Source organism: Haladaptatus caseinilyticus (genome assembly GCF_026248685.1).
GTDB classification, from domain to species: Archaea; Halobacteriota; Halobacteria; order Halobacteriales; family Haladaptataceae; genus Haladaptatus; species Haladaptatus caseinilyticus.
In genome coordinates this window covers 344,482-370,998 of the sequence record NZ_CP111037.1, presented here as the reverse complement: position 1 = coordinate 370,998, position 26,517 = coordinate 344,482, and the positions used below count along the sequence as shown (strand labels likewise).

Here is a 26,517-nt window from a genome sequence, read left to right as displayed (position 1 = left end):
AAGTGAACCCGATTCGATTCGGGCCACATTTTATAACCGATACCGAACCAACACCCACTGTGAACCGCAACGACCGAACCATCGTCGGACTCACCATGCTCGCACATGCGATGGTTCACACCTACGAACTCTCGTTTCCCATCTTTCTCACCGTCTGGCTCTCGGAGTTTCATACGACGACGGGGACGCTCGGAATCGTCGTCGGCGTCGGATACGCACTGTTCGGAATCGGAGCACTGCCAGGTGGCGTCCTCTCCGACTCCTACGGTTCGCGGAGTCTCATCGTTCTCTGCCTGCTCGGCATGGCTGGATCGTTCCTCCTGCTTTCAGTTGCACCGACGCTCGCTGTGGTCGCGTTGGCACTCGTGCTGTGGGGTATCTCGGCCAGTGTCTACCATCCCTCCGGACTCGCGCTCCTCAGTAAAGGTGTCAGCGAACGCGGAAGCGCGTTCGCGTACCACGGCATGGCCGGAAACTTCGGTATCGCGTTCGGACCGCTCGCCACGACGCTCCTCCTGCTCGTGTTCGACTGGCGAACCGTCGTCGGAATCCTCGCTATTCCGGCGCTCATCGCGGCCTTCCTCGCGTTCCGAACCGAAATTGACGAGTCGGCGGCGGTCGAGGGACAGGAAACCCGTGCTGACGGCGGTGTCTCTTCGCTTTCCGAGTTTTTCACCACCTCACGAATGTTGTTCGCCGGGTGGTTCGTCGTCGTTTTCGGCATCGTCATGATGTCAGGACTCTATTATCGCGGCGTACTGACCTTCCTGCCGGATCTTCTGGGTCAACTGCCGATGTTCGCACCCGTTGCGTTCGCTGGAGAATCACTACAGCCTGCACGGTACCTATACGCCGGCCTGCTGACGGTTGGAATGGCCGGGCAATACGTCGGCGGGAAACTCACCGACAGGGTGAAAAACGCTCACGGTATCGCGGCCTCGTTCGGAATCCTGGCGATAATCGCACTGGTCTTCGTGCCCGCCTCGAACGCCGGACTCGTTCCCTTGCTCGCCGTCAGCTTCGTCCTCGGATTCTTCTTGTTCGTCGTGCAACCGCTCTATCAGGCCACTGTCGCCGAGTACACGCCGCCTGAAGCACGTGGAATTTCGTACGGCTACACCTATCTCGGAGTGTTCGGCGTCGGCGCGCTCGGCGCTACGATCGCAGGTGTCGTGCTTCAATATTTCTCGCCGACCGTTCTCTTCGCGGTGCTTGCCGGATTCGCGGTTGTCGCGTCTTTGCTCGGAACGCTACTCTCGATTCGGGGACCGAGCGCCAGTTGAAGTGATCTTGTTTCCGACCTCTTCCATTACTTTCGTCTCCGCGCGAGCGAGATGCTCCCACGCTGTGGTCGACGCGATTCCGACCGCGTCGGCGATGTCTTCGATACTCGTCCCTTTTTTCGGTTGATAGTAGCCGAGTTCTATGGCGGTCCCGAGAACTTCACGTTGTCTGCTTGTGAGGTTGCTGAGCACCCGGGAAAACTCCAACCGTTCGTGCTCGGCCACCTCGTCCACTTCGACGTTTCGAATGAGGTCGGTCTCGTTTCCCGCCCGTTCGAGTGATGCAATGATCTCGTTCAGGTCGTCCGATTCGTCCAGGTACAGCGTCCAGCGTTCCCAACCTGCTTCGATAGTTGCCCCGGTCCGATAGTGGACTCCCAGGTCGGCCAACCGTTGTGAAATGCTGTCCCACTGATAGCTGTCGATGGTGACGGCGACGAGGACGCGCGGAACGTCGAGGCGAGTCAACCGGTCGACGCTCAATACAGCAGGGGCGGCGGCGAACTCGTCGAGAAATCCCGCGACTGAGGTCTCCGGACCGGTGATTTCGATGATTCGTTTTCGCTCCGCGGCGCGTCCCGTCATCGAGGAGACGGAGCGAATCGTAATTGCTGGATAGTCAGCGCTGATGTCGCTCTCGGGTTCGCCGTGATGTCGTACCCGGAACGTCACTTCTCGCATGCCGGTAGTTTACGAAACCAACCGAAGTCAACCTTCGCATTGGAGAAATAAAAATGCTGTTGGTCTATCATTTCTTGTATGGTGGGTTCTAACACGAATATATTCGGGGATATAACGAAGTGGGTCTGTTCATGTGTACCAGTATACCATGGGAAAAAGTAGCAATATTCCGGATGCCGACCTGAGCGGTCCGGTCATCGACCGCCGGACGACGATGAAACTCCTCGGTGCGGCTGGAATCACCAGTTTAGCCGGTTGTACCAGCGGTGGCAGTGGCGACGGTAGTGGAAGCGGTGACGGAAGCGGGAAAGGCGACGGAACTACCGGTGTACCGTCCGAGGGGCAGCGCGGTGGTCGGCTCAGTGCGGGCTGGTTCACCGGCAGTATCGACGTGCTAGATCCTCCGTTTATCAGCGTCGGACAGTACTTCCAAGTGGCCGCAAACGTGTTCAACGGCCTCGTCACGCTGAAAAAAGACCTCACGATTCAAGGCGATCTCGCGAAAGATTGGACGGTCAGCGACGACGGGACGAAGTTCACGTTCGACCTTCGTAGCGGTGTGAAATTCCACGACGGGTCGGATTTCACCGCCGAGGACGTGAAATATACCATCGACCGGACCATATCGGAAGAAGCCCCCGCGGCTTCCAAACTGGAGTCGCTCAAAGCGGTCGACGACGGCGGTGTCGTCGTCAAGAACGACCACACTGTCGAACTCAACTTCGAAGAACCGATGGCTCCCGCACTCATCTACCTCACGCGGGGTCCCGGTCGTGCGGCGACCATCGTCTGCAAGGACGCCATCGAGAAGATGGGTGCGGAGCAGTACAAGGTGAAACCGGTCGGAACGGGACCGTTCAAGGTAACGAAACACGAAATCGGGTCCGGAATCACGCTCGATGCGTTCGATGACTACTTCGGGGAAGACGGTGAGGGGAATTCGCTCCCGTACTTGGATGGTATCGACATCAAACCCATTCCGGAACCCGCGACACTCGTAAACGCGCTTCGGAGCGGCGACATCGACTTCACCAACCTCGTTCCACTTCAAAACGTCAAGAAAATCGAACAGTCGCGCGACGTCGATAAACTCGCCGCGCCGGGTATCAACTGGTACGGGTTCGCAATGAACCAGCGTCGTGACCCCTTCAGTTCGAGAAAAGCCCGGATGGGTATCGCCAAATCCATCGACAACGAGGCGTACGTGAACGCGGCTTACTTCGGAAACGCGCTTCCCGACACGGGACCGATCAACAAGGCAACGAACTGGGTCTGGCGTGACGACAAGCCGACGGACCAACAGTACGACCCGGAAGCAGGAAAGAAACTCATCAAGGAGGCGGGTGCCGAAGGAGCATCCTTCCACATTCTGACCACCCAGAGTAGCCTTCGTGGCGCGAAGGCGATGCGTCAGCAGTTGAACAAAGCCGGGTTCGACGTTAGCATCGAGCAGGTAACCAGTTCGACCTACTGGGAACGCTACGAGAAGGGTGACTACGACACCACCATCAGCGGCAGTGTCGGCGACCCGGACCCCGACCAGTCGCTTTGGAACTTCTATCGCAAGCCGGACGACGGCGGCGTCTGGAACTGGGTGAATTTCGAGGACGACAAAACCCACGAACTCCTAGCGAAACAGCGCACGGCGCTCGAACGTGCGGAGCGCAAGAAAGCGCTCCAGCAGTTGGAAGACCACCTTATCAAGCAAGCTCCGCACGCTTACCTGATGCATCAGGAGGACATCGCCGCGAAACGCTCCACCGTGAAGGGGTTTTCTCACATCCCATTCATGCGCAATTTCCACACGACGTGGGTCGAGGGGTAGATGCGCCAGTACGTCGCGAAACGGGTGGTGCACGCCGCCTTCATCATGTGGTTAGTGGCGACTACGGTGTTTTTCGGACTCCGCCTGATACCGGGCGGTCCGGTTCGCACCATGCTCGGACAGGAGGCGACCCCGCAAGCGATTGAGGCCCTTCGCGCCAAACTGGGACTGGATAGGCCGCTGTACATGCAGTATTTCGACTGGCTGTTTGACATGCTCACGTTGAACTTCGGCCAGAGCCTCAGCACCGGCCAACCCGTCTCCACGCTCGTGGGACAGGCCGCGCCGAAAACGCTCTCTATCGGCGTTCTCGCCATCATCATCGGTCTTGGCGTTGCAGTTCCAACCGGCATTCTCAGCGCGACCCGTAAGGGTGAGGGAGTCGATTATGTGGCGACCGTTACGGCGTTCCTCGGCGTCTCGATGCCCGCGTTCTTCGTCGGTATCCTGTTGGCACTGGTGTTCGGCGTGTGGCTGAACCTCCTCCCTGTCTTCGGGTATACGCCGCCGAGCGAAGGAATTCGGCCGTGGTTGGAGAGCATCCTGCTCCCCGGTATCGCCGTCGGACTGCCGTACGCCGCGGTCGTGATGCGGATGATGCGTTCGTCGCTGTTGGAAGTGCTGAACAAGCCGTACATCCGAACCGCTCGCGCGAAAGGCGTCAGCAACCGCGTGATGCTATACAAGCACGCGCTCCAGAACGCGTTGATTCCTGTGATCACCGTCGCGGGCATCCAACTCGCGCTGGTGCTCGTCGGCAGCGTCACGGTCGAACTGGTCTTCGGCATTCAGGGTCTCGGGCGACTGCTCGTCGACTCGATGCTCGATAGAAACTACCCGGTGACCCAGGCGGTCATCCTCATCGTCGCCGCCGTGATGGTGTTCACGAACCTTGCGGTGGACCTCGTCTACACGGTCATCGACCCCCGCATCGGCTACGGAGGCTCCCAATGACGGAACACACCGAACCGGGCGTCGGCCCGAGCACGCCCGCCGAACCCGGGCCAGCCGACGTTCCGCCAGAATATCAGGAAGAAGAACAGTACGAAGAACACAAAACCACCCGCCAGCGAGTTGTCGAGGGCATATTGGGCGACAAAATGGCGCTGTTCGGAGCCGTCATCGTCGTCCTGTTCATTTTTACGGCGGTGTTCGCGCCGTATGTCGCACCGCACGACCCAGAAGCCTCGTTCGGCTTCATGCAGGGGCCGAACAGCTATTCGGAGGGAAACTACGATGACGACGCCGGAACTGAACGCGTCTGGCATCCGCTCGGAACTGACTCGTTCGGCCACGACGTCCTTTCACGGATGATATACGGCGCGCGCGTTTCGCTCCTCGTCGCCCTCGCGACGGTTGCAGTCGCGTTCACGCTCGGTACGTCGATAGGTCTCCTTGCGGGTTTCTACGGTGGGTGGATCGATAGCGTGTTGATGCGCTATGTGGACTTCCAGTGGGCGTTCCCCGAACTCATCCTCGGCGTCGGTATCATCGCCATCTCCGGCGGATTGGGCGTCACGAACGTCGTCATCGCGATCGGTATCGCGTACATCGACGATTTTGCTCGCCTCGTCAGGGGTGAGGTGCTGTCGCTCCGCGAGGAGGAGTACGTCATGGCGGCCCGCGCGATTGGTATGAGTAATCGCAGAATCATGACGAAAGAGATCCTGCCGAATGCGGTCGCCCCACTCATCGTGCAGGCGACGTTGATGATTCCGCTGGCAATCCTCGCGGAGGCTGGCTTGTCCTTCCTCGGACTCGGCGTCAAGCCGACGACCCCGACGTGGGGCCTGCTCCTCTCCGACGGTCGCCAGTTCATCGACCAAGCGTGGTGGATTAGCGTCATGCCGGGCCTCGCAATCATGCTGACGGTGCTCGCGTTCAACATGCTCGGCGACGGTCTGCGCGACATCTTCGATGTGAGCGAAGGGGAGGTCGAAAACAGATGAGTCTCCTCGAAGTCGAAAAGGTCCACACTCGATTCCCGACGCCGAGGGGGACGGTCGATGCCGTGAACGAGGTCGACCTGCGAATCGAACCCGGCGAAATCGTCGGTCTCGTCGGCGAGTCCGGTTCCGGAAAGAGCGTCCTCGCCGACACCATCATGGGAATCGTCGAGGAGCCGGGCGAGATCGCTGGCGGCGATATCCGACTGCACGGCGATTCGTTGTTCGAACTGCCTGAATCGGAGCGCCGCGAGATCCGCGGCGGTACGATTTCGATGGTGTTCCAAGACCCGATGAACAGCCTCAATCCGACGTTGACCGTCGGTGAACAGATCGCCGAGATGATTCGACTCCACCAACCGGTCGGCGAGTCGATCAGCCTCCCCGCCGAACTCAAGCGCAAACTCATCGGCTCCTCGAAAAACGGTGAAGCGTGGCGGAAAGCGATCGAAATGCTCGAGAGCGTCGAGATTCCGGAACCTGAAACTCGGGCGACCGATTTCCCACACGAGTTCTCGGGTGGTATGCGCCAGCGTGCGATGATTGCAATGGCGCTCGCCGCGGAACCCGACCTGCTCATTGCGGACGAACCGACGACGGCGCTCGACGTAACGATTCAGGCCCAGATTCTCGACGAACTCCGAGACTTGAAGGAGGCCTTCGACACGGCAATCCTCCTCATTACGCACGATCTCGCGGTCGTCGCGGAGGTTTGTGACCGCGTCAACGTGATGTACGCCGGTAAAATCGTGGAGCGTGCGGAGACGGGAGAACTGTTCCGCAACCCACAACATCCCTACACGCAAGGCCTCATCGCCAGTACGCCCCGACTCGATGCACCGACCGAGGCGCTTCAACCGATAGGGGGCAACGTCCCGGACCTCATCGATATTCCTTTCGCATGCCACTTCGCTCCGCGGTGTCCGGAGGCGACGCGGGAATGCTACGAAACCGACCCTGACTTCAGACCGGTCGGGAAATCAACGGAATACGGAACGAAAAACGACGAGGGCCACGTTGCGGCATGTCTTCGCCGCGGACCACAGGAGGAACGGTTATGAGCATGCAGACGACAAAACACAAGAAACGAACCGACGGCGAACCGCTCTTGACCGTTCGCGGATTGAAAAAACACTTCGACCAGTCGAGCGGCGTTCTCGACCGATTGGTCGGCGAAACCGGAAGCGTCCGGGCGGTGGACGGCGTGGACCTCACGGTTCACGAAGGTGAAACGCTCGCAATCGTCGGCGAATCGGGATGCGGAAAGAGCACCCTCGGTCGGACGGTTCTCAACCTGCACGACGCGACCGCGGGGTCGGTGACCTACCACGGCGAGGACATCACCGAACTGTCGGCGAGCGAAATGCGCCCGTATCGTCGGAACCTCCAGATGATATTCCAAGACCCGCTGGCTTCCCTGAACCCGCGGCAGACGGTCGGTGAAATCCTCACCGCCCCGATGGAGGTTCACGGAATCGGTGCCAACGCGGAGGAACGACTGGAGCGTGCGAAGGAACTCCTCCAGCGAGTCGGGTTGAAACCGGCGCACATCGACCGCTACCCGAACCAGTTTTCCGGCGGCCAGCAACAGCGCGTCGGTATCGCTCGTGCACTGTCGCTGGAACCAGAACTCATAATCGCCGACGAACCGGTGTCCGCGCTGGACGTGTCCGTACAGGCCCAGATCCTCAACTTGCTCGATGAGCTACAAGACGAGTTCGGCCTGTCACTCGTCTTCATCGCCCACAATCTGAGCGTGGTTCGTCACGTCGCGGACCGCGTAGCAGTGATGTATCTCGGAAAAATCGTGGAAACCGCTCCCGTCGCGGAACTGTACGACGACCCGCAGCACCCCTACACGAAATCGTTGCTGTCGGCGGTGCCGCGAATCGACCCCGGCGACCGCGACGAGCGAATCATCCTCGAAGGGACGGTTCCCTCACCGCTGAATCCGCCGTCCGGGTGCCGGTTTCATACTCGTTGTCCGATGGTGATTCCGCCGGACGACTGGCCGGGAACTGAGGAGGAATTCAGGAGCGCTTTCACGTTCCGAAATCGCGTCTTGTCGGGCGAACTCGACCCCCACGCGGCGAAAACGCGACTTTCGGCGGAGGGGAAACGAACCGACGACGAGAGCGTCGCGTCGTATCTCGTGACGCAGTTGCTTCCCTGCGATTCGGCGGACTTACCACCGGAGGCGGTCGATGCGGTTCGGAAGGCCGCCACCGAACTGGCGGCCGAACGGCGCGATCAAGCGGAAGAGGCCGTTATAGCGGCGTTTCCGTCACCGTGCGAGCGGGAAACGCCGCAGGTAGTGCAAGCGGGTGAGGCTCACGCCGCGGCCTGCCACCGAGTGGAATCGGACGGGTCCGTGTAGCTACCCTTCTACGGTTTCGGAACGACGTTTCGGTACTACAGGTGCGGACTACTTCGGTCGATTCCTATCTAACTTCTCCGATCATGGTTCGACGATTGTCGAGCCAGCAGAGCCGTTCTTAGTCGAAGATTCGCTCCTTCGAGGATTCACTGAATCCCTCGCTCGCCTCCTTCGCGGTTTCGTAGACACGCTTGAGTTCCGCGATCGGTTCATCGTGCGCATCGACTCGCAAATCGTGGTGGGCCATGGTTCGTGGTGCTTTCACCATCACCGCCGCGGAGGTGTGGCCGCGTTTGTCGCCGCCCGCTTCTTTTCCGGCGGCCAATGCATCGATGAGTCTGGAGACAAGGTCGTCCTCTCCCTCGCTCGCGACGAAGGTTTCGGCCAGCGTCTCCAGCGTCTCCTCCCCGACGAGCATGTTCCCGGCGACCGTGAGGTCGTGTTCCTCGTGAACCCGGTGGCCGAACCACCCGTCACAGCCGTCTCCCGAATAGGCGAAGGCGTTTCCGCGCACATCGAGTCCGTGAACCTGTCGGAGGTCGCTGTGGTCATCCTGCTCGAGCAGGCCTTTCAGCGCATCGTCCACGGCGATGTCCGGGAGGAGCGCGATCCCGCGGCGGCCCAGACACACGTTGACGAAACTCTGAGTGCTGATGACCCCGTCGTGGCTGATACACGGCGCGAGTGCGCCAACCGCCGGCGCGTCGGTCGAGACGGCGACTCCGAAACTGGTTCCCTCGTCGGATTCTTCCCGAACGCAGATCGAGAACGTCATACGATACCAGTATAATCACGCTTCCCTAAACCCGGCACCGAAACTATTTGGTGGGTATTTTAGGGCCGTTTCCGTGTATGGCATGGTATGACGAAACCAGATTTGGATCGGTTCACGTCCCGACGGTCTACTGTCTACGCGCCAAACGGAATCGTCGCGACGAGCCAGCCCCTCGCGGCACAAGCCGGTGTCTCGATTCTTCGGAATGGGGGAAATGCGTTCGACGCCGCCGTCGCCACTGCTGCCGCGCTCAACGTGGTCGAGCCCACGAGTACCGGCCTTGGTGGTGATGTATTCGCACTCTATCGCACTGCCGACGGCGAAGTCGGTGCGATGCGAAGTTGTGGTGGTGCGCCCGCCGATGCGACCATCGAAAACGTTCGTTCCGCTATTGAAAATCACGACGACCCATCGTCGTGGTATCCGGAGAACCGAGGATATGCGGTCGATGACAGCGATGACACGGATACCCTCGGAATGCCATTTCTCGGACCACACGCCGTCACCGTTCCCGGGACTGCACGCGGGTGGGAGGCGACGGTAGAGCAACTCGGGACTCTATCACTCGGTGACACACTCCAACCGGCTATCGATTACGCGATTGGTGGGTATCCCGTCTCGGAGGTCATCGCATCCCATTGGACCGGCGCGGAAACGCTTTTTACATCCGATCACGCCCGCGAGGCGTATCTGAAGGAGGGAACCGCCCCGAGCGTCGGCGAGACGATGACACTTCCCCGACTCGGCGAAAGTCTCCGTCGAATCGCGGAGGAAGGTGCGGACGTCCTGTACGAAGGCGATATCGCCGAGCAAATAGCCGACGAAGTCCAGTCGGAGGGTGGTTTTCTAACGGTTGACGACCTCACTTCGTTTGAACCCGAGTTCATCGACCCGGTTTCGACCACGTATCGAGGGACGGAGATATTCGAACTCCCACCGAACAATCAGGGCCTTATAGCGCTGGAGGCGCTCAACATCGCCGAGGAGATCGGTGCCGGTGACCACCCGCTCGACTCGCCGGAGCGCGTTCATTACTTCGCGGAGGCGATGAAACTCGCCTTCCACGACGGACACCGGTACATCACTGACCCGGAGTACGAAAAAATCCCGCCACTTGCGTCCGATTCGTGGGCAAAAAAACGCGCAAAGCACGTCGGAACCGAGACGAATCACGACGTGAGTTTCGGCGTTCCGGATGCACACGCCGAGGACGCCGACACCGTCCTGCTCTGCGTTGCGGATGCCGAAGGCAACGTCGTCTCGTACATCAATTCACGGTTCGCTGGATTCGGGTCGGGACTGGTCGCTGGCGATACCGGTATCAGCCTTCAAAATCGCGGCGCATCGTTCTCGCTCGATCCCGACCATCCGAACCGTCTCGAACCCGGAAAGCGTCCGTTCCACACCCTCGTTCCAGCGCTCGCACGGTTTGGCGACGACGACTGGGCTGCTTTCGGTGTCATGGGGGGGTACATGCAACCGCAAGGGCACGCGCAGGTGATTTCCAACATCGTCGATTACGATATGCCGCTCCAGGCTGCGCTCGACCACCCACGATGGCGCTACCGGGAGGAAGGTACGCTCGCAGTCGAAGGACGGACCGATGGGAACCTCGCTTCGAAACTCGTCCGAAAGGGTCACGACGTCCGGGTACTCCCGCCGTCGCTTTTCGGCGGTGCACAGATAGTGAGAAACGAGAACGGTGTGCTTTCCGGGGCGACTGAACCGCGAAAAGACGGTACTGCTACTGGATACTAGCCTTCCGTTTCTTCGTTTTCGTCGTCGGGTTCCGCTTCCTCCGCGACCGACTCCTCCCCGTCTTCTTCGGTCTCAGGTTCGGTTTCGTCCTCCAACTCTTCAGTTCCCGATTCAGCAGCCAACTCATCTTCTGTTCCCTGTATCTCGATTTCCATCGGTCCTTTTTCGGTCCTTCCGAAATCGTCGAGTCCTTCACGCAGGTTCGACTCGCTTCCGTGGCTCTTTCCGACGAGGTAGCCCGCGATAAACGAAAATCCGACTAGGAGAAGCGTCCCGAGTCCCGACCCTGACTGTTCGGAATGTTCGTTCGCGTCGTCGCTGTCTGCCTCTGTCGTGTCGTCGGCCATAGTGTTCCGTTTGCGGGAGAGTGACTTTTCCGTTGTGGTCGGCCAACGGGGGACACTTTCGCGTCGAAGTAGTCACTGTACCACTGATTCTCCAAAAATCGTCGGGCCGAGTATATGCCGCCCCCCGAATCCGGGTTATGCTTCCGGCTCTGCTTCGACGGTCGAGTCGCTCGTCGTATCGGTCGTCGAGTCGGACTCCTGCATCTCGCGGAGTTCGGTTTCGACTTCCTGTCGTCCTTTCTTGAATTCGCCCATGGCTTCGCCCGTGGAACGTGCGAGTTTGGGAATCTTGTTAGCACCGAACAGGAGTACTGCGATGAGCAGGATCACCGCGAGTTCCATCCCACCGGGAACCGGCCCGAACAGCGGAATCGTTTCAACTACCATCTGTGATAAACAATCACACGTAGGTATTTATAGGTTTTTTGCTCCTTGTTAAGGGATAACAATGACTTCACGACCCTACTCTCGTTTCGTGGTCGCTCTCACGAACTCGACCACTGCATCCGTTCCCTGAAACCCGTCCGCCATCCGACCAACGAGTTGACCGTTTTCGAACAACAGGAGCGTCGGAACGCTCCGGATGGCATATTCTTCTACAAGCGAGAGATCGTTTGCCGGATTCACCATCACCACCGTCGCGTCGGTGACTCGGGCGACGTTTCCGACTACCGGTTCGATGGCCTGACAGAGGGTACAACCTTTCGTATAGCAATCGACCAGGACGAGGCCGTGTTGGTCGATGATTCGGTCGAGTTCCTTGCCGTCTTCGACACGAAGCGGTTTATCGGAGTCCGATTGCTCGCTCACGAACGCTATTTTTACGTCTCTCGCACTTGGCGTTCACGTTCCCCGTCCGTTCGACCTGTTTTCATACCGTGTCAGCTGTTGCTGCTCGCCACGCTACCGCGTTCCACGGTATCATCGTCGAACTGACGCTTCGAAGGTGTCTGAGATACCGGTAGTACTAGACGCATTCGACAGAAATTGAATATTCTGCTAGTAATAACGCACATGAGTACGACAATTCGGAATCTATGGCGGCGCTATCGTGCCGTCCCGATCGTGTATCGAATCTCGCTGGGGTTCGTCCTCGGCGCGGTTGTCGGCCTTTCGTTCGGACAACCGGCGACGAACCTGCAACCGGTGGGCGATCTCTTCTTGCGTCTCCTCAAGATGCTCGTCGTTCCGTTGGTCATCTTTACCATCATTTCGGGAATGAAGCGACTCTCCCCGGCTCGTCTCGGACGAGTCGGCGGCGTTGTCGTCTTCCTCTACATGGCGACGACTGCTATCGCCGCCGGCATCGGGTTGGGTGTCGCGAACCTCATCAACCCCGGAACGGGCGTCGAATTCACCGGCGGGGAAGCGAAATCCGCGGAGGCTCCTCAACTCTCGGAGGTCATCCTCGGAATCGTCCCCGAAAATCCACTCTCGGCGATGGTAAATGGCGACCTTCTCGCAACCATCTTCTTCGTCGTCGTGTTCGGACTCGCGCTCGCGCTCGTCCGTGACCAAACCGACGACGCCCGAATCCGTGAGGGCGTCGAAGGGATCTTCCGTGCTATCGACGCGGGAACCGAAGCACTGTTCGCCATCGTCTGGGGCGTGATGGAATTCGGAGTTATCGGTGTCTTCGCCCTCGTCGCATCCTCGCTCGGACAAAACGGTGTCGGCGCGTTGTTTTCGCTCGCTTCGCTCGTCGGCGTTATCGCGCTCGGAATTGCGATTCACATCTCGGTTACGTATCTCGGTCTCATCACGATGGCCGGACTCGGGCAGTCACCGCTCGCGTTCCTGAGCGGTGCGAGAGACGCCATGGTGACGGCGTTTAGCATTCGGTCGTCCAGCGGGACGCTCCCGGTGACGATTACCGATGCCGAGGAGCACCTCCGCATCGACGAGAGCGTGTATGGCTTTTCGCTTCCGCTCGGTGCGACCATCAACATGGATGGTGCCGCGATCCGGCAGGCAGTGACGGCAGTGTTTGCCGCAAACGTGGTCGGCGTTTCCCTCGGCCTCGCCGATCAAGTCGTCATCCTCGCAACCGTCGTCCTCGTCAGTATCGGAACCGCAGGTGTTCCCGGTGCGGGGCTCATTATGCTCACCATTATCCTGAACGCCGCGGGCCTTCCGCTCGAAATCGTCGGCTTCGTCGCGGGTGTGGACCCGATTTTGGGCCGTATTGCGACAATGAACAACGTGACTGGCGACCTTGCAGTCTCGTCACTGGCAGGCAAGTGGAACGACGCCATCGACCTCGAAAGCGGGGTGTGGACTGATATGCGGGACAGGCCGAGCGTCGGGGTATCGTCCGACGATTAGTGGCGTGAATGAACGATTTCAGGCGTGTCGCTCGATTTCGTCGTGGAGCTTCGATTTCATCTCGCTCGCGCTCTCGTTCGTAAACGTAAGCTGTGTCCATCGCTCATCAATGTCCGCCATTTCCGAGAGGAGGCCGCCTCTGCGGTCGATTTCCAACTTCGATTCGAGTTCAGATTCGGTTTCCGTCGGGACGACTTCGAGCTCGTCGAGTTTGCCGCTAAACGGGCCGGAGTGGGGAACGAACTCCAGTTCCTGAACGAACTGGTGACTTGAGAACAGTCCGCCGGGCGCTTTCTCGCATTTCGCGGTTCGGAGGGTGAATCCGAGCGAATCAAGCGCGTCGAGGAACGTCGAGAGTCGTGGACCGGGATCGATCTGAACTGGGTCTTTGTCGTCGGGGTCAACTGCCCAGTCGATATCGAGACCGGTTTCGAGCCAGACGTTCGTTCGACCGGCAGTAATGGGCGTATCGAGGGGAACGTCGATGGTGATGGGGAACGTCTTCTCCTCGTTCGGAGCGATCGTGAACGGGTCCGCGACCTGGAACTTGTCGATGACGCCCGTTCGGGTGCTGTCGTCGGTTTTGTACCGTGTCAACAGGGCGAAATAGATCGCGTCTACTTCCTGCTCGGTCGAACCACCTTCGACGTGGACTTCGGCCTGCACGGATTCACCTGCAGTGAGCGTGGTCTTCGGGAGGACCGTATCGACACGAGCGGAGCCGATTCCGACGCGGGAGAGGATTCGTCTCATTCCATCGGAAGTTCTATCCAATTCCGATATAAACTTTCTCTCCTGTGGATGCTATCGTTCGACACGGTTTTGTCCCCTCAAGACGCGTCATAGAGCGATGGTCGACCCGGAAACAGCGATTCGCGAGTACATCCTCGGCGAACACGAAGAAACGATTACCGCCGTCATTCGCTGTGCAGACAGGGTCGCCGAGTCGTGGAACGACGAGGCGACAGTCGGCGAAACGACCTTCCAGGCGACCACGGACCGCGAGGAAGTCGTCGAACCGCTATCGAGAGAACTCCACGAATCCGGACTACTGCCGGTGTTTTCAACGATTCTCGCCGAGGCGGTTTCCGCCGCCGGGTTTTCGATGCAGGCAACGCCAGTCCCGGCCCCGCCATACGTCGCCCTGACCAGTCGCGGGCCGATTCTTCGGGCGACGGTTTCGGCAGGTCGATTGGTCGTCTCGTTCCACGTGTTCGATGTCCGTCGCACCACCCGAACTTGCTATATTCAAGGCACACGTGACCCCCGAGACGTAATTATGATCGAACTCAAGTAGTCGAATGCCTCGAAACTTCTTGGAAGTGGGTCATCATGATTTGATGGGATGTGCATCGCAACGAATCCATGCACTGTTTCTCCGGGTAACTGTTCCTCGTTCGACTATCTTCACCACTGATTTTCTAGATAATTATTAAAATTTAGTAAAAATTAATTCCTGATCAATGTGTTCGGTATTCTGTGCCATCCAGTACCAGAAGACAGCTCCTCGCCAGTACCGGTGTCCTCCTTTCGGTTGGCGTCGTGACCGGCAACACGACGTCCGGAGCACACCACGAATCATCCGTTCACGCCTCCCGCACCGATTCACTGCAGGAGATGGATGAACGTGCTGCTCAACAGGATTCCGCCGTCGAGACGGTTGCGACCGTCCTCGAAATCCCGTGGGGTACTGATTTCTTACCCGACGCAACGCTCTACTTCACTGAGCGGTCGGGGCGCGTCAATCGACTCGACTCCGATGGGGTCGAGTTCCTCGCCGAAATCGACGACACGAACGCGGTCGGTGAGGGCGGTCTGCTCGGATTCACGCTTCACCCCGATTTCCCTACTACGCCGCACCTTTACCTGTTTCACACCTACGAGGACGACGGCATTTCACAGCGCATCCTTCGCTACCGTCTCGCGGACGGCGACCTCGAACGTGAAGCCGTGATTTTCGACGATATCCCCGGTGCACAGCGACACACGGGCGGTCGTCTCACCTTCGGACCGGACGGCTATCTCTACGCCTCGGTCGGTGATGCGGATCGACCCGAACTTGCACAGAACCCGGAGACGCTACACGGTTCGATTCTTCGTCTCGAACCCGATGGGTCGGTGCCCGACTGCGAATGAGCGGTGTTCAGCTACGGCCACCGCAACCCCGAGGGCCTTACATTCCATCCGAAAATGGGCACCCTGTACAGCACCGAGCACGGCCCCGATACGGACGACGAAATCAACCGCATAGAGCAGGGGAACAACTACGGATGGCCGGTCGTTACCGGTGAAAGCGAGGATCCAGCATTTACCGACCCTCTCGCGTCGTATACCCCGACCATCGCACCGGCGAGCGCGGCGTTCTACGACGGTTCGTTCTACTTCGGAACGTTGGCGAGTGAGCACCTACATCGAGTGCGGTTCGGTTCCGATGGCCGGACGGTCGAATCCGACGAACGGCTGTTCGAAGGCAAGTTCGGCCGTCTCCGAAGCGTCGTCGCTGGACCCGACGGTCTGTATTTCGCCACCAGCAACCGGGGACGGTCGCGGGTTACCAGCGAACGAAGACGACCGAATCCTCCGTTGGACTCCCTATGGCGGTTCGACGCTCACGGTTCCGGCTGCACCACCAGCAACCGCGCCTTCGATAGCGAGAAGAACGCCTATCAGCGCCGGAAACACGATTGCGAGTTGTCGGTCGTACACCGCGGCGAACTCCGTCGGAAGGCCACCCGTCGCTATCAGATAGTTCAGCCCCCAGAGTGCACCGACTTCGCTCCCCGGCGTCACCATCGTATAGCCGAGAACGACCGCGAGTACGACGCCGCCGATCGCTCCCGCGAACGAGCCATGAAGGATGCCCTTTCGCCAGTTCCCGCCGGCGACCCGTCCAGCAACGTACCCACCTGCGAGTCCGATCGTTAGAAGCGCGACTCCCGCGTTTATTCGCAGTTCCGGTGGGAGGGGAAGGGTTGCACCGACTGCCACGGCAATGAGTTCGACCAACACACCTGCCCCGATGGCTTCGACGCGCATGATCTACTCTCGTGACTCGGTGAGGGAAGGGATTTCGGCTATCGGAATTTTCGCCCGGATGCCCTGAACCTCGTCCTCCGATGGTACATCCCTCCCCGAGCATTGACCGAGTTTTGTTTCACCACATCCTCCCATATACATCGGAAAATATAAAAAATTATTTACACAACAATGACTACCCTCGACGTAGAATCGGGATGCGGAGGGTGGAATGGGGGTACGATATCTCGTCACAGGAGCGACTGGCGCGTTGGGGAGTGCCGTCGTCGAACGACTGCTCGAATCGAACCCGGACGATCGAATCCGCGTTTTCGTCCGGAGTGATCAGCGCTTCCGTGAGCGATTTCCTCAAGCAGAGGTCGAAGTCGTTCGGGGTAACGTTCTCGTTCCACTCAATGTTCGTCGAGCAGTTCGAAACGTGGACGTAGTTTTTCACTGCATCAATTTTCCGCTCACCAACTACTACCACAACCTCGAATCGGCACGCCTACTCGCCACGGCGGTTGGCGAAACAGATGCTCATCTCGTCTACCCCGGAAACACGTGGGTATTCGGAACGTCGGTGCCACCGATTACGCCTGACACACCTATCGACCCACCTACCCGCGTGGCAAAAATAAAGGCCGAGACCGACGAGACGCTCATCAACGCTTCGTTCCCGACCACGGTCGTTCACCTGCCCGATTTCTACGGCCCGGGCGTAACGAACGACCTAGTTCGCCCGCTGCTCGAGCGACCTATCGCCGGTCGAAACGTGCTGTTCCCCGCCCCCGTGGACGTTCCACACGAGTTCGTCTTCATCGAGGACGCGGCGCGAGCATTGGTTTCCGTCGCGGACCGACCTACTGCTGACCGTCGGTTTACCGTCGGTACGGACCCAACCACGGTTGAAACCTTCGTCCAGCGCGTGTACGATATCGCTGGAACCGACGGTCGAATCAAGGGGGTTCCGCCGTGGGTGCTTCAAGGAGGTGCGCTGTTCAGCGAACGACTCGAACTCGTACGCGAAATTCTCCACGTATACGCGCACGATACGACGATGTCCGATGAGGCGATCCGAGAAGCGGTCGGCTTCGAACCACGTACGGGCTACGACGAAGGAATTCGTCGCACTGTAGCGTGGGTCCGGGAGGGGTCGAAATGACGCTTTGGAACTCGCGTTCCAGAGCGCTGTTCGCCGCGGTTGGACTGGGACTCGGCGGTTACGCATTCGCCGCTGTAATCGTTCTTCTCGCCGCGTTCTCACTAATCGCGCTCGGCATCCCCGTTCTTCGTCGTCCGTCGCTACTCGTCGCCGTTTCGGTCGTGATGGGACAGGGCGTCGCCTTCGGCCTGTTCGCGCTGGCGTATCTGCGATACACTGGCAGAGGAATCGGCTATATCAAAGTGCGTGTCCCGACGCTCCGCGATTTCGGCTGGTTTGCTGGCGGGTTCGTCGTCTTCTACGGCGGACTTATCGCGGTGTCACTCGTGCTGACGACGTTCGGGATTCAGTCCGCACAGAACGAACTCTCCACACTTGGGGAGGAGGACCCACGGGTATTCCTCCTGTTGATTCCGCTCTCGTTCCTCCTCATCGGACCTGGGGAGGAACTGCTCTACCGAGGTGTGGTGCAGGAACGACTCCGAGAGACGTTCGGTCCGTGGCCCGCCATCGCGCTGGCGAGTCTCATCTTCGCGTTCGTCCACGTTTTCTCGCTGCAGGGGGCGGGCAAACTCGTCTATCTTGGTATCCTCTTCGTTCTCTCCCCAATACTCGGTGCGGCATACGAATATACCCGAAACCTCGTCGTTCCTGCTTTGATTCATGGCGCGTTCAACGCGCTCCAGTTTGCACTAGCGTATCTGATGATGACCGGACAACTCCCGTCGTAATGGTAGTTCGGGGCACTCCGCTGTTTCACCTTTTCACTCCGTCCGTTGCCACCGGACGATGAGGAATTCCGTATATCCACCGTACGCGATTCCAAGCGATCCCATCCACCAGTTCCACTTTTCGGGAAGCGACCGCTCGCTCGGCGCGTCCAGGAGATGCGAGACGATCGCCTCGGCGCTCAGTTCGACACCTGTATCGTTTCGATACTCCCCCGAATCGACGAGGTCACGTGCCTGTCGGACGACCACTCGACGTGCTCCTTCTGGAGAGTCGAACTCCTCGCGCAATCGCCGGTCGAGTTCCGTCGCGTCCATTTAATATCTTGCTCCGCGTCCAGTTACCTATGCCGACCGTCTTCGCGGTAGACGAATACGAAGCACAGGAATACGACGCCGTTCTCGTCCAAGAAAACGCCGTGGTTTGTCTTAACGATGACCCACCGCTCGCCCGTGTCATCCCCTTCCAAAAAGTGAATCACGTCGATTCGGACCCCGAACTACTTCTCACCGATTCCGAAGTTCCGGATTCCTTTTTTGGCGGTGCGGAGTATGCCTTCGTCGATGTCTCGAAATTCGACCGAATCCGCCGTCATCTGGACGAGATCGAACGGGAGCAGTACTGATGGCTATCGTCTATCTAACGAATCGGACTGAGGAGTTGCCACGGTGTTCGGTTACAACTGCGACCAAAGCGTCGTGGTGTCATGTTGTGGAGCGTGCCAGCGCTGTTCCGGGACCAGTGCTTCCCGCTTTCGAAGTTCGATGCGCGCGTCGAATAGCGGCGACAACCCCCGTACTATCGGTGAATCGTCAGGAAGCGGAAGATGAACGTATCCGATACCGTCGACGCCGCAGACGAGCGCGTTGACCGCCCGGAGAAATCGCTTTGTCGAGGAGCGGTCGTCGGCTTCGAGCAGGTATTCGAGTTCGTTATCGCCATCGATCGCCGAAAGATCGTCCCCATCCGCGGCCGACGGCGTTCCCATACGATTTGATAACCCTTACGGTCTGTTCGGCGCGTCGAACACCCGGTGGGAAGCTGTTCTCGATGTGTTCGCCCGAGCATCTGTAAAAACGAGACGACGCTTTCGCTCGCGGTGCGGGTCACCCAGTAAACGCTGTGTCGCTTGCGCAGTCACTCGCGCGGACACTGCGCCGGTCACTAACAGGGTGCATCCCTGTCGTTTGAGAGCGCGCAGCGTGTCGTCGAAATCACGCCCGTCTCCGCTTCGATACTGGTCCCGCACGGGTAGCATCCGTATTGGTAATCCTCGAATGATAATATATTTTATACTACTTTCGGTTGGTTATTTCGATTCCTCTCCGGTCATCCGAGCCCGCGACGCTTCATCGGGTCAGTTTCCGGTTTCTTCGTCGCCCTCCGGTTGCGACCGCTCTGCTGCCTGCGACGTCGAATCCTCGCTCGTCTCATCCTGCTCCTCTTGTCCTTCCGCTTCCGGAACGGATTCGATATCGTCCGTCAGCTGTCGAACTGGGAGTGGCTCCCCCCGCATCAATTCAGGAAGGACGATGCGGTTGAACTGAACGAGGAGGACGAGCAACAGCGGTCCGACGAACAATCCATACCATCCGAACAACAGCGGGCCGAAGATATACGCGAAGGACATCAGCCCAACGTGCAGGTTTCGACCCGCCGTGTACGGTCGAATGACGGCTTCGGTAACTACGTCCAAGACGAGCACGACGACGACCACAAACACGAGCGGGAACCAAAGGAGGGTTATCCCTTGTTCAAATGCCCGGATCACGAGCGACACTGCGATCGGAACGTACACCAGCTTCGTCCCGACGTGGGGGATGAGGCTGGCAACGCCAGTTAGCAGACCGAGCAGGGTCGGAAGGGGAATCGACAACCCAGGTGGGGCGACGAAGTCGGCGAGGTTGTACACAACCCCCGCGGCGAGTGCGACGATGAACGCTTGCAGAATGCTTCCGAAGTACACCGTCTGCAGGTTGCTATCGACCGCCGACCCGTAGCTGTACACCGTACTTCGTTTGCCACCGATGTCACGGACAAACCAGCGGACGAGTTTGTCATCGTCCCATAGGAGATAGAACGCCAGCGCTAACGCGACGAACAGTTGTAAGAGCGTCAGTCCGAACGTGCTCGCGGCGGTTACGATGCCGCCGAGCAGTTCCGGTCCGCCGAGGCGAACGAACGCGTCTTGACTCTCGCGTGCGAGTTCGATTATCCGGTGGGGATGAACCGTTAGCGACGAGAGGTCGAGATAGGGTCGGAGAATGCCCTCGTACCCCTCGACCGATCCCCCTGCGATTTCGGCGACTTCCATCGCGCTGACCGCGACGGCATAAGCGACCAGCACGAGGATGGGGAATGCGATGGCAAGCAACGACAGTATCGCGGTCACTCCCGGATGCCCCAGTCGTGACTCCAGTCGGTCGTATATCGGTCGCGTCGCGTAGTACATGAACAGTCCGAGTGCGAACGTCCCGATGAACGTATAGAAAACGAAGAGCGTCACGATTCCGAAGATGAGACCGACGACCCACCATGCGAGGCGCGGTCTGTCCCGCAGTTGCCCCTGTTCCCCACCCATACCCCGTTCTACGTCGCTCACTGGTATAGCACTCGGGGTCGGATCGCACCGGAACCGATCCGTGATGGGACCGCCGAAAGAGTGTAATTTTTACGCACACCCAACGACAGCAATACCCATGACGGACGCTTACGAGGAACGAACCCGTCGGTGTCAACAGCGACTCCGAACGGTCGATGCGGATGCAGTAGTCTTGTTCCCGAGTACGAACCTCTTTTACCTCTCCGGATTCCGCGAGCATCCCGGTGAGCGTCACCTCTTCTCGTTCATTCCGACCTCCGGTGATCCGGTCTTCGTCGTCCCGGACATGTACGGCGAGCAAATCGCGGACGAGTCGTGGATCTCCGACGTGCGTACGTGGAGCGACGGGGACGACCCCCTCGAACTCGTCGGCACGGTAGCCGACGAGCTCGAGCTCGACGGAAAGCATCTGCTCGTGGACGACACGATGTGGGCGCTGTTCACCCAAGATCTTCGAACAGCCCTCCCGGATGCGACGTTCGGCCTCGCCAGCGACGTGATGGAACCGCTTCGTATGCGCAAGGACGAGACCGAAATCGATTCCTTGCGGCGTGCCGGTGAGGTCGCAGACGACGTTTGTGTCGAAATCCGCGAACTCGGCGAGGAAGCGATCGGGATGACCGAACGCGAGTTGGCACGGGAAATCGAGTCGAGACTCGACGACGCGGGCGGCGAGAAACCCGCTTTCGACACCATCGTCGGTTCCGGACCTAACGGGGCGAAACCCCACCACGGATGTGGCGACAGACGGATCGGATACGGCGACCCCGTCGTCCTCGATTTCGGCGCATTCGTGGATGGGTACCCGGGTGACCAGACCCGGACCGTCGTCTTCTCCGGGACGCCGCCCGAAGAGTTCGACCGCGTCCATCGTGCCGTCCGTGAAGCGCAACGAGCGGGCGTCGAGGCCGTCGAGCCCGGCATCACCGCCGAATCGGTGGACGCCGCCACGCGTGAGGTCATCGAATCCTACGGGTACGGCGAGGCGTTCATTCATCGAACCGGTCACGGCGTCGGCCTGGACGTTCACGAAGGGCCGTACATCGTTTCGGGGAACGACTTGAAACTCCAAACTGGGATGGTCTTCAGCGTCGAACCCGGCATCTACATCCCCGGCGAGTTCGGCGTCCGAATCGAGGATTTGGTCGTCGTCACCGAGAACGGCTGTGAACGCCTCAACGACTCCCCTCGGACGTGGCAGGCGCTGTAAGAACGTTCGAATATTTGAGCGCCCATCCGCCGTTGTATTCGGTCGGCAACCCGCCCCGGACTGCAATGCGATCCGACGTCCATCGTCGAACTCGGCCCGGCCTGACCTTCCACGACCACTGTATTTACAACGGACGTCGCGGCGTTACGACCGGCCCCTCCGGGCCGATTCCGACCGTCGCTTCGACGCCGAACACGTCGGCAAGTAGTTCCTCGGTTACGACTTCGCTCGGTGGTCCCCAGTCGTACGGTTCGCCATCACGCAGGGCGACGAGATTGTCGGCGTAGCGCGCCGCCTGCGAGATATCGTGGAGAACGATGCCGATAGTCAAGTCCTCTTCGTGCGTGAGGGTCCGGACGACCTCCAGTACGCGCAGTTGATGACGCAGGTCGAGGTAGGTGGTCGGTTCGTCCAGTAAGAGCACGTCCGTGTCCTGTGCGAGAACCATCGCGATCCATGCCAGTTGTCGTTGGCCGCCGCTGAGACTGCCCATCTCCTCGTCACGGAGGTGCGTTACCCCTGCGAGTTCGAGCGCGCGCTCTACCGCTTCGTGGTCCCCCTCCGTCTTCGACTCGAAGAAACCACGATGCGGGTAGCGTCCATGGTAGGCGAGTCCTTCGACGGTCAGATTGCCGGGCGATTCGTTCTCCTGCGACAGCAGACCAAGCTTCTGTGCCAACGTTTTCGTTCCAAGCGAGTGCACGTCGTTGCCATCTAGCTGCACGACACCCGACGCAGGTTCGAGCTCCCGGGACATCGCCTTGAGGAGCGTGCTCTTTCCACTTCCGTTCGGCCCGACGAGCGCCGTGATTTCGCCCGCTGGAACGACGATCGACTCGCATTCGACGATGACCCCCGAGTTCGGGTATCCGATTTCAAGGTCGGTTCCACGGAGTTCGCTCGCGTCTGTCGCCGTCTGTCCATCTCGGTTCTCGCTTCGTTCGACGACCATTCCACCATCGGTTTCCCGTTTTCCGTCGTCCGGTGTTCGCTCGTTCATGGTTCGATCTCCTCCACGTGTTTTTGGACGAGTTTTCGTCCGCGTTCCGCGCGCTCGTTTCGCTCTACGTCGTCCATTTCTAGCGCGAGATACTCTCGTTCGAGTCGTTTCCGCATTCGCCGTTTCTCCTTCGGAGTCGCATCTTTGGGGGTATTCTCGGCGACGAATTCATCCAACCACACCCAGTCCGTCTCGCTGTATCGCCCGTCTTCGACCGTCCAATCGTAGTAGTGGTCGGCGATTTCGTCCCAAAGGCCTTCGTCCTCCCGCCGCACGTCGCGGACGAGCGCCAGCGCGGTCCGCGCACCGTCACCCGCACTTACGATGGCTTGATGCTCGGCATCGCCGAGCCATCCCGTCACGTACAGTCCCGAAACGGTGGTTCTTCCATCCGGTTCAACGGACCCCAACTCGTCCTCGAAGGCGGACAGATAGTCGTCGTCGTACACGGATGCGGCGATCAGTCGGTTCGTTTTGACCTCCCGGCCGCTCGCCGTGACGACACGAAACCCCTCGTCGGTTTTCGCGGCCTCGACAACCATTTCCTGGGCCAGTTCCGCTCCGGTGAGTTCGGCCTGTTCCCGGCTCATCGCGAGGAACGTTTCCGGCGGAATTCCACCGGGGAAACCGAGGTAATTTTCGAGATGGACGCACTGGCGAATCGCGGCGGTGCCACCGTCGAACACTAGCGTGTCGAGCCCGTACCGGGCGAGGAACACCGCGGCTGAGAGCCCCGATGCGCCGCCGCCGACGATGACGACATCAGTTCGTTCCATTACAGTTCACCCAGTTTCTGCTGCTTGCGCATGAGATAGAGGAAGTATGGGCCGCCGACCAGTCCGGTGACGATTCCCACCGGGACCTGTATCGGATTGAGCGCGAGTCGTGCACCCACGTCCGCCCCGACTACCAGTGCAGGTCCCGCGAAGGCACACCCGAGAACGAGCTTTCGGTAATCGGTTCCGACGACGTTCCGAACGATATGTGGAACGATGAGGCCGACGAAGCTGACGATTCCGGCAACCGAGATGGCGGCGCTCGCGGCGATAATCGCCAGCGCGGACAGCGCGAACCGGACTCGCTCGACCGACATCCCGAGCGAACGGGCAGTTCGCTCGCCGAGGAGGAGGAGATTGAGTTGACGGGACACCAGCAGGGCGACCGGAACGATGAACACCGTCGGAACTAGGATGGTTCGTACTTGTTCCCACCCGGTCCCAGTGAGTGACCCAGTCGTCCATGCGAGTGCAGTCTGCACGACGCCGATATCCTGCGCGAAAAAGAATAACCCGCGCTGGAAGGAGTAGAAAATCGTCCCCACGATGAATCCGGCCAGCACGAGGCGGACGGGACTCGTCCCGCCCTTCCACGCGATGGCGTAGACGATGACAAACGCGACGATACCGCCGAGTGCGGCAAACAAGGGGAGGAAGACGGACAGGCCGCTGAAGACGATGAGGGTGAGTAGCACCGCGAACCCTGCGCCGTGGCTCACGCCAAGGATGTACGGACTCGCTAGTTCGTTTCGCGTCACGGCCTGAAAGATGGCCCCTGAGATCGCCAGGTTGGCCCCGACGAAAATCCCGACGAGGACGCGTGGCAGTCGGAGGCTCCAGACGACCGTCGTTTCACTGCTCAAGTCCACGGGAATCTCGTTTCCGAGGAGCAGGGCGATCAAAACGTCGGGATTCGTCAGCACCTTCGGGTCGAACACCGCCCGCCACGCCTGTTCGAGCGTCATCGAAAACGCGCCGAAACTCACCTGTATTAGCGACCCGACGACGACGATACCGATGCTAGCAGCGACGAGTGCGGTGAGTGCCCCGTCGAACGTCTCCCGAATTCCGGTTCCAAAATCCTCTGTCATATGTCTTCTTTCCGTTCATTTCGGCCGAATCGAGCGCTTCTGCCCGCACGGTTTCGGTTTCGAGTTCCAGTTTCGGTTTTTAGGTCTGCCTAAACACCGATAAGAGCTTTGGTTTTCAGTTCGAACGGATCGGTTCCGTCATGACCATGCGTCTCGACTCAGACTGTCGTGCGTCAAAAAATCCGCTGTGATATGGGAGAACGCGAGCGCGATGCCCACCGTGCTCGCGTCGTTCGGGGAACGATACACTGACTCGGCAATTGCAGTTTTTCTATCCGGCAACGATGCTGGCGACCTTCTTCCGGTCGAACAGCTGCTTCGAAACGTCGTACACCTGCTGTGCCGCACGTTCGGTGACGACGAGGTTCGTGATGGGTCCCTGATAGAGCGGGCCACCACGGTACACATCCTCGTTTTTGACTGCCGTGAGTTTGCTGCCCACGGAGTGGTTCTTCATGAACGAGACGACCGTGTTCTGGAACTCCTTCTCGGTCTGCTGTTCGTGCCCGCGGAGCAACAGCACGTCGGGATCGATTTCGAGCAGCGTCTCGAAATCGACCTTCCCGCGGTTGCTGTGGAAATCCCGAACCGACGTGTTAGCGAGCGCGTCACGAACCTTGAGATCACGCCACTGCTTGAAACTCGTTCCCTCGCTGATGAGGTACGGGAGGAACGACGTCGGTTGATTGCCCGATGCCCACATAGTTGCGACTTCCGGCCGGTCCTGTTTCTTCTTCGGAACGACCGACTCGACATCGGACTGGAACTCGTCGTGAAGCGACGCGAACTTCTCGTATCGGTCGGTCCGTTGGAACACTTCCGCCAACTTCTCGAACGCTTCGTAGAGCGTGTAGTAGCGGTAATTCTTATGGAAGTCGTAACCGTGCGAGAAGATACTGTTCCCGAAGAACGGGGCGATGTTCTTCTCGACTTCGTCGATGTCGCTTTGTTTCCAGCCGTTGAATCGGTTCATCAGGAAGTTCGGGTCGATGACGTGAACGTCGCCGTCAAGTTCGTAGAACAGCTCCTTGTTTACACCGTCCTGCGATAGGTCGCGCATACCGCTTTTGTCGACTGATACGCCCGGTATCTCGTCGTAGTACTGGGTGTGATATCGACTCGTCAGCCAGACCGCTTTCGGTGGTTCGAGTCCGAGGGCGACGCCCATGTCGGCCCAACTGCCGTTGTTGGCGACCCACGTTTTCGGAACGGAGTCGAACTCGACGGTCCCGACCGGTTCCATCGAGACCGAGTACGGGCCAGACTGGGTCGTACCGTCACCGCTCGTCCCGGTGCTGTTCGGTTCGTTACCGTTTCCGTTGTTCGTCGTCTTCGCGCCTTCGCTGTTGTCACCAGTACAACCGGCGAGCAGTGCCGCGCCAGCGACACCGCTTCCCGCGATGAACCGGCGTCGGGTGACGGTTTTCGACTCGTCTGCTACCATACTCATGTTTTAGGCTCACCTAAAGATACGTAAAACTTCCTATTTTTCGGCACACCTAAAACCTCGCGTTCTACCTCTCGATAATTTTTTGTCTCTCCTGCCGAACCTGACGGTATCGTTTCAAGTAGTCCCTCGTCGTACCTGGTGATGAGAGTGGGGAGACGACAC

The 26,517-nt window shown here is 59.3% G+C and carries 28 protein-coding genes and 1 pseudogene; 14 read left to right on the top strand and 15 right to left on the bottom strand.

Features of this window, described 5'->3' with window-relative positions; translation table 11 throughout:
- Window positions 1-59 precede the first annotated feature (59 nt).
- Window positions 60-1,283 (top strand): MFS transporter, encoded by a 1,224-nt coding sequence (locus OOF89_RS16165; RefSeq protein ID WP_266080588.1) that lies wholly within the window; start codon window positions 60-62, stop codon window positions 1,281-1,283.
- Here the strand turns inward: OOF89_RS16165 and OOF89_RS16160 are convergent.
- Window positions 1,251-1,964 (bottom strand): helix-turn-helix domain-containing protein, encoded by a 714-nt coding sequence (locus OOF89_RS16160; RefSeq protein ID WP_266080199.1) that lies wholly within the window; start codon window positions 1,962-1,964, stop codon window positions 1,251-1,253. The genes OOF89_RS16165 and OOF89_RS16160 overlap by 33 nt on opposite strands.
- A gap of 148 nt (window positions 1,965-2,112) precedes the next feature.
- On the opposite strand from OOF89_RS16160, the gene OOF89_RS16155 reads away from it, so the two are divergent.
- From OOF89_RS16155 to OOF89_RS16135, 5 genes are read left to right on the top strand one after another with little or no spacing between them, the layout of a single operon-like run.
- Window positions 2,113-3,789 carry an ABC transporter substrate-binding protein gene (locus OOF89_RS16155; RefSeq protein ID WP_266080197.1) on the top strand — a complete coding sequence of 559 codons (1,677 nt, stop codon included), beginning with the start codon at window positions 2,113-2,115 and terminating at the stop codon, window positions 3,787-3,789.
- On the top strand, window positions 3,790-4,743 hold the full coding sequence (locus OOF89_RS16150; protein WP_266080195.1) for an ABC transporter permease: 954 nt from the start codon (window positions 3,790-3,792) through the stop codon (window positions 4,741-4,743).
- Window positions 4,740-5,738, top strand: coding sequence for an ABC transporter permease (locus OOF89_RS16145; protein ID WP_266080193.1), 999 nt, complete (start codon window positions 4,740-4,742; stop codon window positions 5,736-5,738). The genes OOF89_RS16150 and OOF89_RS16145 overlap by 4 nt, the downstream gene beginning before the upstream one ends.
- Complete coding sequence (locus OOF89_RS16140; RefSeq protein WP_266080191.1) at window positions 5,735-6,796, top strand: ABC transporter ATP-binding protein; 1,062 nt, start codon at window positions 5,735-5,737, stop codon at window positions 6,794-6,796. The genes OOF89_RS16145 and OOF89_RS16140 overlap by 4 nt, the downstream gene beginning before the upstream one ends.
- Window positions 6,793-8,112 (top strand): ABC transporter ATP-binding protein, encoded by a 1,320-nt coding sequence (locus tag OOF89_RS16135; protein ID WP_266080189.1) that lies wholly within the window; start codon window positions 6,793-6,795, stop codon window positions 8,110-8,112. The genes OOF89_RS16140 and OOF89_RS16135 overlap by 4 nt, the downstream gene beginning before the upstream one ends.
- A gap of 118 nt (window positions 8,113-8,230) precedes the next feature.
- On the opposite strand, the gene OOF89_RS16130 is transcribed toward OOF89_RS16135, so the two are convergent.
- Window positions 8,231-8,887: a DUF1028 domain-containing protein gene (locus OOF89_RS16130; protein WP_266080187.1), complete on the bottom strand. Its 657-nt coding sequence runs from the start codon at window positions 8,885-8,887 to the stop codon at window positions 8,231-8,233.
- 87 nt (window positions 8,888-8,974) lie between these two features.
- Here OOF89_RS16130 and ggt point away from each other — a divergent pair, with 87 nt between their 5' ends.
- The gene (ggt, locus tag OOF89_RS16125; protein ID WP_266080185.1) at window positions 8,975-10,645 is read left to right on the top strand and encodes a gamma-glutamyltransferase; all 1,671 of its coding nucleotides are present in this window, start codon (window positions 8,975-8,977) and stop codon (window positions 10,643-10,645) included.
- Here the strand turns inward: ggt and OOF89_RS16120 are convergent.
- From OOF89_RS16120 to OOF89_RS16110, 3 genes are all read right to left on the bottom strand, one after another.
- Window positions 10,642-10,992: a hypothetical protein gene (locus tag OOF89_RS16120; RefSeq protein WP_266080183.1), complete on the bottom strand. Its 351-nt coding sequence runs from the start codon at window positions 10,990-10,992 to the stop codon at window positions 10,642-10,644. The genes ggt and OOF89_RS16120 overlap by 4 nt on opposite strands.
- A gap of 135 nt (window positions 10,993-11,127) precedes the next feature.
- On the bottom strand, window positions 11,128-11,379 hold the full coding sequence (locus OOF89_RS16115; protein ID WP_266080181.1) for a Sec-independent protein translocase subunit TatA/TatB: 252 nt from the start codon (window positions 11,377-11,379) through the stop codon (window positions 11,128-11,130).
- A gap of 75 nt (window positions 11,380-11,454) precedes the next feature.
- Window positions 11,455-11,802: a thioredoxin family protein gene (locus tag OOF89_RS16110; RefSeq protein ID WP_266080179.1), complete on the bottom strand. Its 348-nt coding sequence runs from the start codon at window positions 11,800-11,802 to the stop codon at window positions 11,455-11,457.
- A gap of 204 nt (window positions 11,803-12,006) precedes the next feature.
- Here OOF89_RS16110 and OOF89_RS16105 point away from each other — a divergent pair, with 204 nt between their 5' ends.
- The gene (locus OOF89_RS16105) at window positions 12,007-13,317 is read left to right on the top strand and encodes a dicarboxylate/amino acid:cation symporter (RefSeq protein ID WP_266080177.1); all 1,311 of its coding nucleotides are present in this window, start codon (window positions 12,007-12,009) and stop codon (window positions 13,315-13,317) included.
- Between the two features lie 18 nt (window positions 13,318-13,335).
- On the opposite strand, the gene OOF89_RS16100 is transcribed toward OOF89_RS16105, so the two are convergent.
- Window positions 13,336-14,070 (bottom strand): sporulation protein, encoded by a 735-nt coding sequence (locus OOF89_RS16100; RefSeq protein WP_266080175.1) that lies wholly within the window; start codon window positions 14,068-14,070, stop codon window positions 13,336-13,338.
- 97 nt (window positions 14,071-14,167) lie between these two features.
- Here OOF89_RS16100 and OOF89_RS16095 point away from each other — a divergent pair, with 97 nt between their 5' ends.
- Both OOF89_RS16095 and OOF89_RS16090 read left to right on the top strand, forming a co-directional pair.
- Window positions 14,168-14,614 (top strand): hypothetical protein, encoded by a 447-nt coding sequence (locus OOF89_RS16095; protein ID WP_266080173.1) that lies wholly within the window; start codon window positions 14,168-14,170, stop codon window positions 14,612-14,614.
- 320 nt (window positions 14,615-14,934) lie between these two features.
- Window positions 14,935-15,843, top strand: a pseudogene (locus OOF89_RS16090) (PQQ-dependent sugar dehydrogenase); the annotation flags it as partial.
- A gap of 66 nt (window positions 15,844-15,909) precedes the next feature.
- On the opposite strand, the gene OOF89_RS16085 reads toward OOF89_RS16090, so the two are convergent.
- The gene (locus OOF89_RS16085) at window positions 15,910-16,353 is read right to left on the bottom strand and encodes a hypothetical protein (RefSeq protein ID WP_266080171.1); all 444 of its coding nucleotides are present in this window, start codon (window positions 16,351-16,353) and stop codon (window positions 15,910-15,912) included.
- A 211-nt stretch (window positions 16,354-16,564) separates the two neighbouring features.
- On the opposite strand from OOF89_RS16085, the gene OOF89_RS16080 reads away from it, so the two are divergent.
- Complete coding sequence (locus OOF89_RS16080) at window positions 16,565-17,497, top strand: NAD-dependent epimerase/dehydratase family protein (protein ID WP_266080168.1); 933 nt, start codon at window positions 16,565-16,567, stop codon at window positions 17,495-17,497.
- Window positions 17,494-18,228, top strand: coding sequence for a CPBP family intramembrane glutamic endopeptidase (locus OOF89_RS16075; RefSeq protein WP_266080166.1), 735 nt, complete (start codon window positions 17,494-17,496; stop codon window positions 18,226-18,228). The genes OOF89_RS16080 and OOF89_RS16075 overlap by 4 nt, the downstream gene beginning before the upstream one ends.
- A gap of 33 nt (window positions 18,229-18,261) precedes the next feature.
- Here the strand turns inward: OOF89_RS16075 and OOF89_RS16070 are convergent, their stop codons facing one another.
- A complete protein-coding gene (locus OOF89_RS16070) occupies window positions 18,262-18,543 on the bottom strand; it encodes a hypothetical protein (RefSeq protein WP_266080164.1) in 282 nt (93 codons plus the stop codon).
- A 29-nt stretch (window positions 18,544-18,572) separates the two neighbouring features.
- Here OOF89_RS16070 and OOF89_RS16065 point away from each other — a divergent pair, with 29 nt between their 5' ends.
- The gene (locus OOF89_RS16065) at window positions 18,573-18,851 is read left to right on the top strand and encodes a hypothetical protein (protein WP_266080162.1); all 279 of its coding nucleotides are present in this window, start codon (window positions 18,573-18,575) and stop codon (window positions 18,849-18,851) included.
- A 51-nt stretch (window positions 18,852-18,902) separates the two neighbouring features.
- Here OOF89_RS16065 and OOF89_RS16060 read toward each other — a convergent pair whose 3' ends face one another.
- From OOF89_RS16060 to OOF89_RS16050, 3 genes are all read right to left on the bottom strand, one after another.
- Window positions 18,903-19,214 (bottom strand): DUF7504 family protein, encoded by a 312-nt coding sequence (locus tag OOF89_RS16060; protein WP_266080160.1) that lies wholly within the window; start codon window positions 19,212-19,214, stop codon window positions 18,903-18,905.
- A gap of 15 nt (window positions 19,215-19,229) precedes the next feature.
- Entirely contained in the window at window positions 19,230-19,484 is a 255-nt protein-coding gene (locus tag OOF89_RS16055) for a DUF7504 family protein (RefSeq protein ID WP_266080158.1), read from the bottom strand.
- 99 nt (window positions 19,485-19,583) lie between these two features.
- Entirely contained in the window at window positions 19,584-20,828 is a 1,245-nt protein-coding gene (locus OOF89_RS16050; protein WP_266080156.1) for an AI-2E family transporter, read from the bottom strand.
- Between the two features lie 97 nt (window positions 20,829-20,925).
- On the opposite strand from OOF89_RS16050, the gene OOF89_RS16045 reads away from it, so the two are divergent.
- Entirely contained in the window at window positions 20,926-22,038 is a 1,113-nt protein-coding gene (locus OOF89_RS16045) for a M24 family metallopeptidase (RefSeq protein WP_266080154.1), read from the top strand.
- A 124-nt stretch (window positions 22,039-22,162) separates the two neighbouring features.
- Here OOF89_RS16045 and OOF89_RS16040 read toward each other — a convergent pair whose 3' ends face one another.
- The 4 genes from OOF89_RS16040 to OOF89_RS16025 all read right to left on the bottom strand — a co-directional run bounded on the left by OOF89_RS16040 (window position 22,163) and on the right by OOF89_RS16025 (window position 26,349).
- Entirely contained in the window at window positions 22,163-23,038 is an 876-nt protein-coding gene (locus OOF89_RS16040) for an ABC transporter ATP-binding protein (protein ID WP_407661633.1), read from the bottom strand.
- Entirely contained in the window at window positions 23,035-23,814 is a 780-nt protein-coding gene (locus OOF89_RS16035; RefSeq protein ID WP_266080152.1) for an NAD(P)/FAD-dependent oxidoreductase, read from the bottom strand. Before OOF89_RS16035 ends, OOF89_RS16040 begins: the two co-directional genes overlap by 4 nt.
- Window positions 23,814-24,905 carry a FecCD family ABC transporter permease gene (locus OOF89_RS16030; RefSeq protein WP_266080150.1) on the bottom strand — a complete coding sequence of 364 codons (1,092 nt, stop codon included), beginning with the start codon at window positions 24,903-24,905 and terminating at the stop codon, window positions 23,814-23,816. The genes OOF89_RS16035 and OOF89_RS16030 overlap by 1 nt, the downstream gene beginning before the upstream one ends.
- A gap of 271 nt (window positions 24,906-25,176) precedes the next feature.
- Window positions 25,177-26,349, bottom strand: coding sequence for an ABC transporter substrate-binding protein (locus OOF89_RS16025; RefSeq protein WP_266080586.1), 1,173 nt, complete (start codon window positions 26,347-26,349; stop codon window positions 25,177-25,179).
- Window positions 26,350-26,517 lie beyond the last annotated feature (168 nt).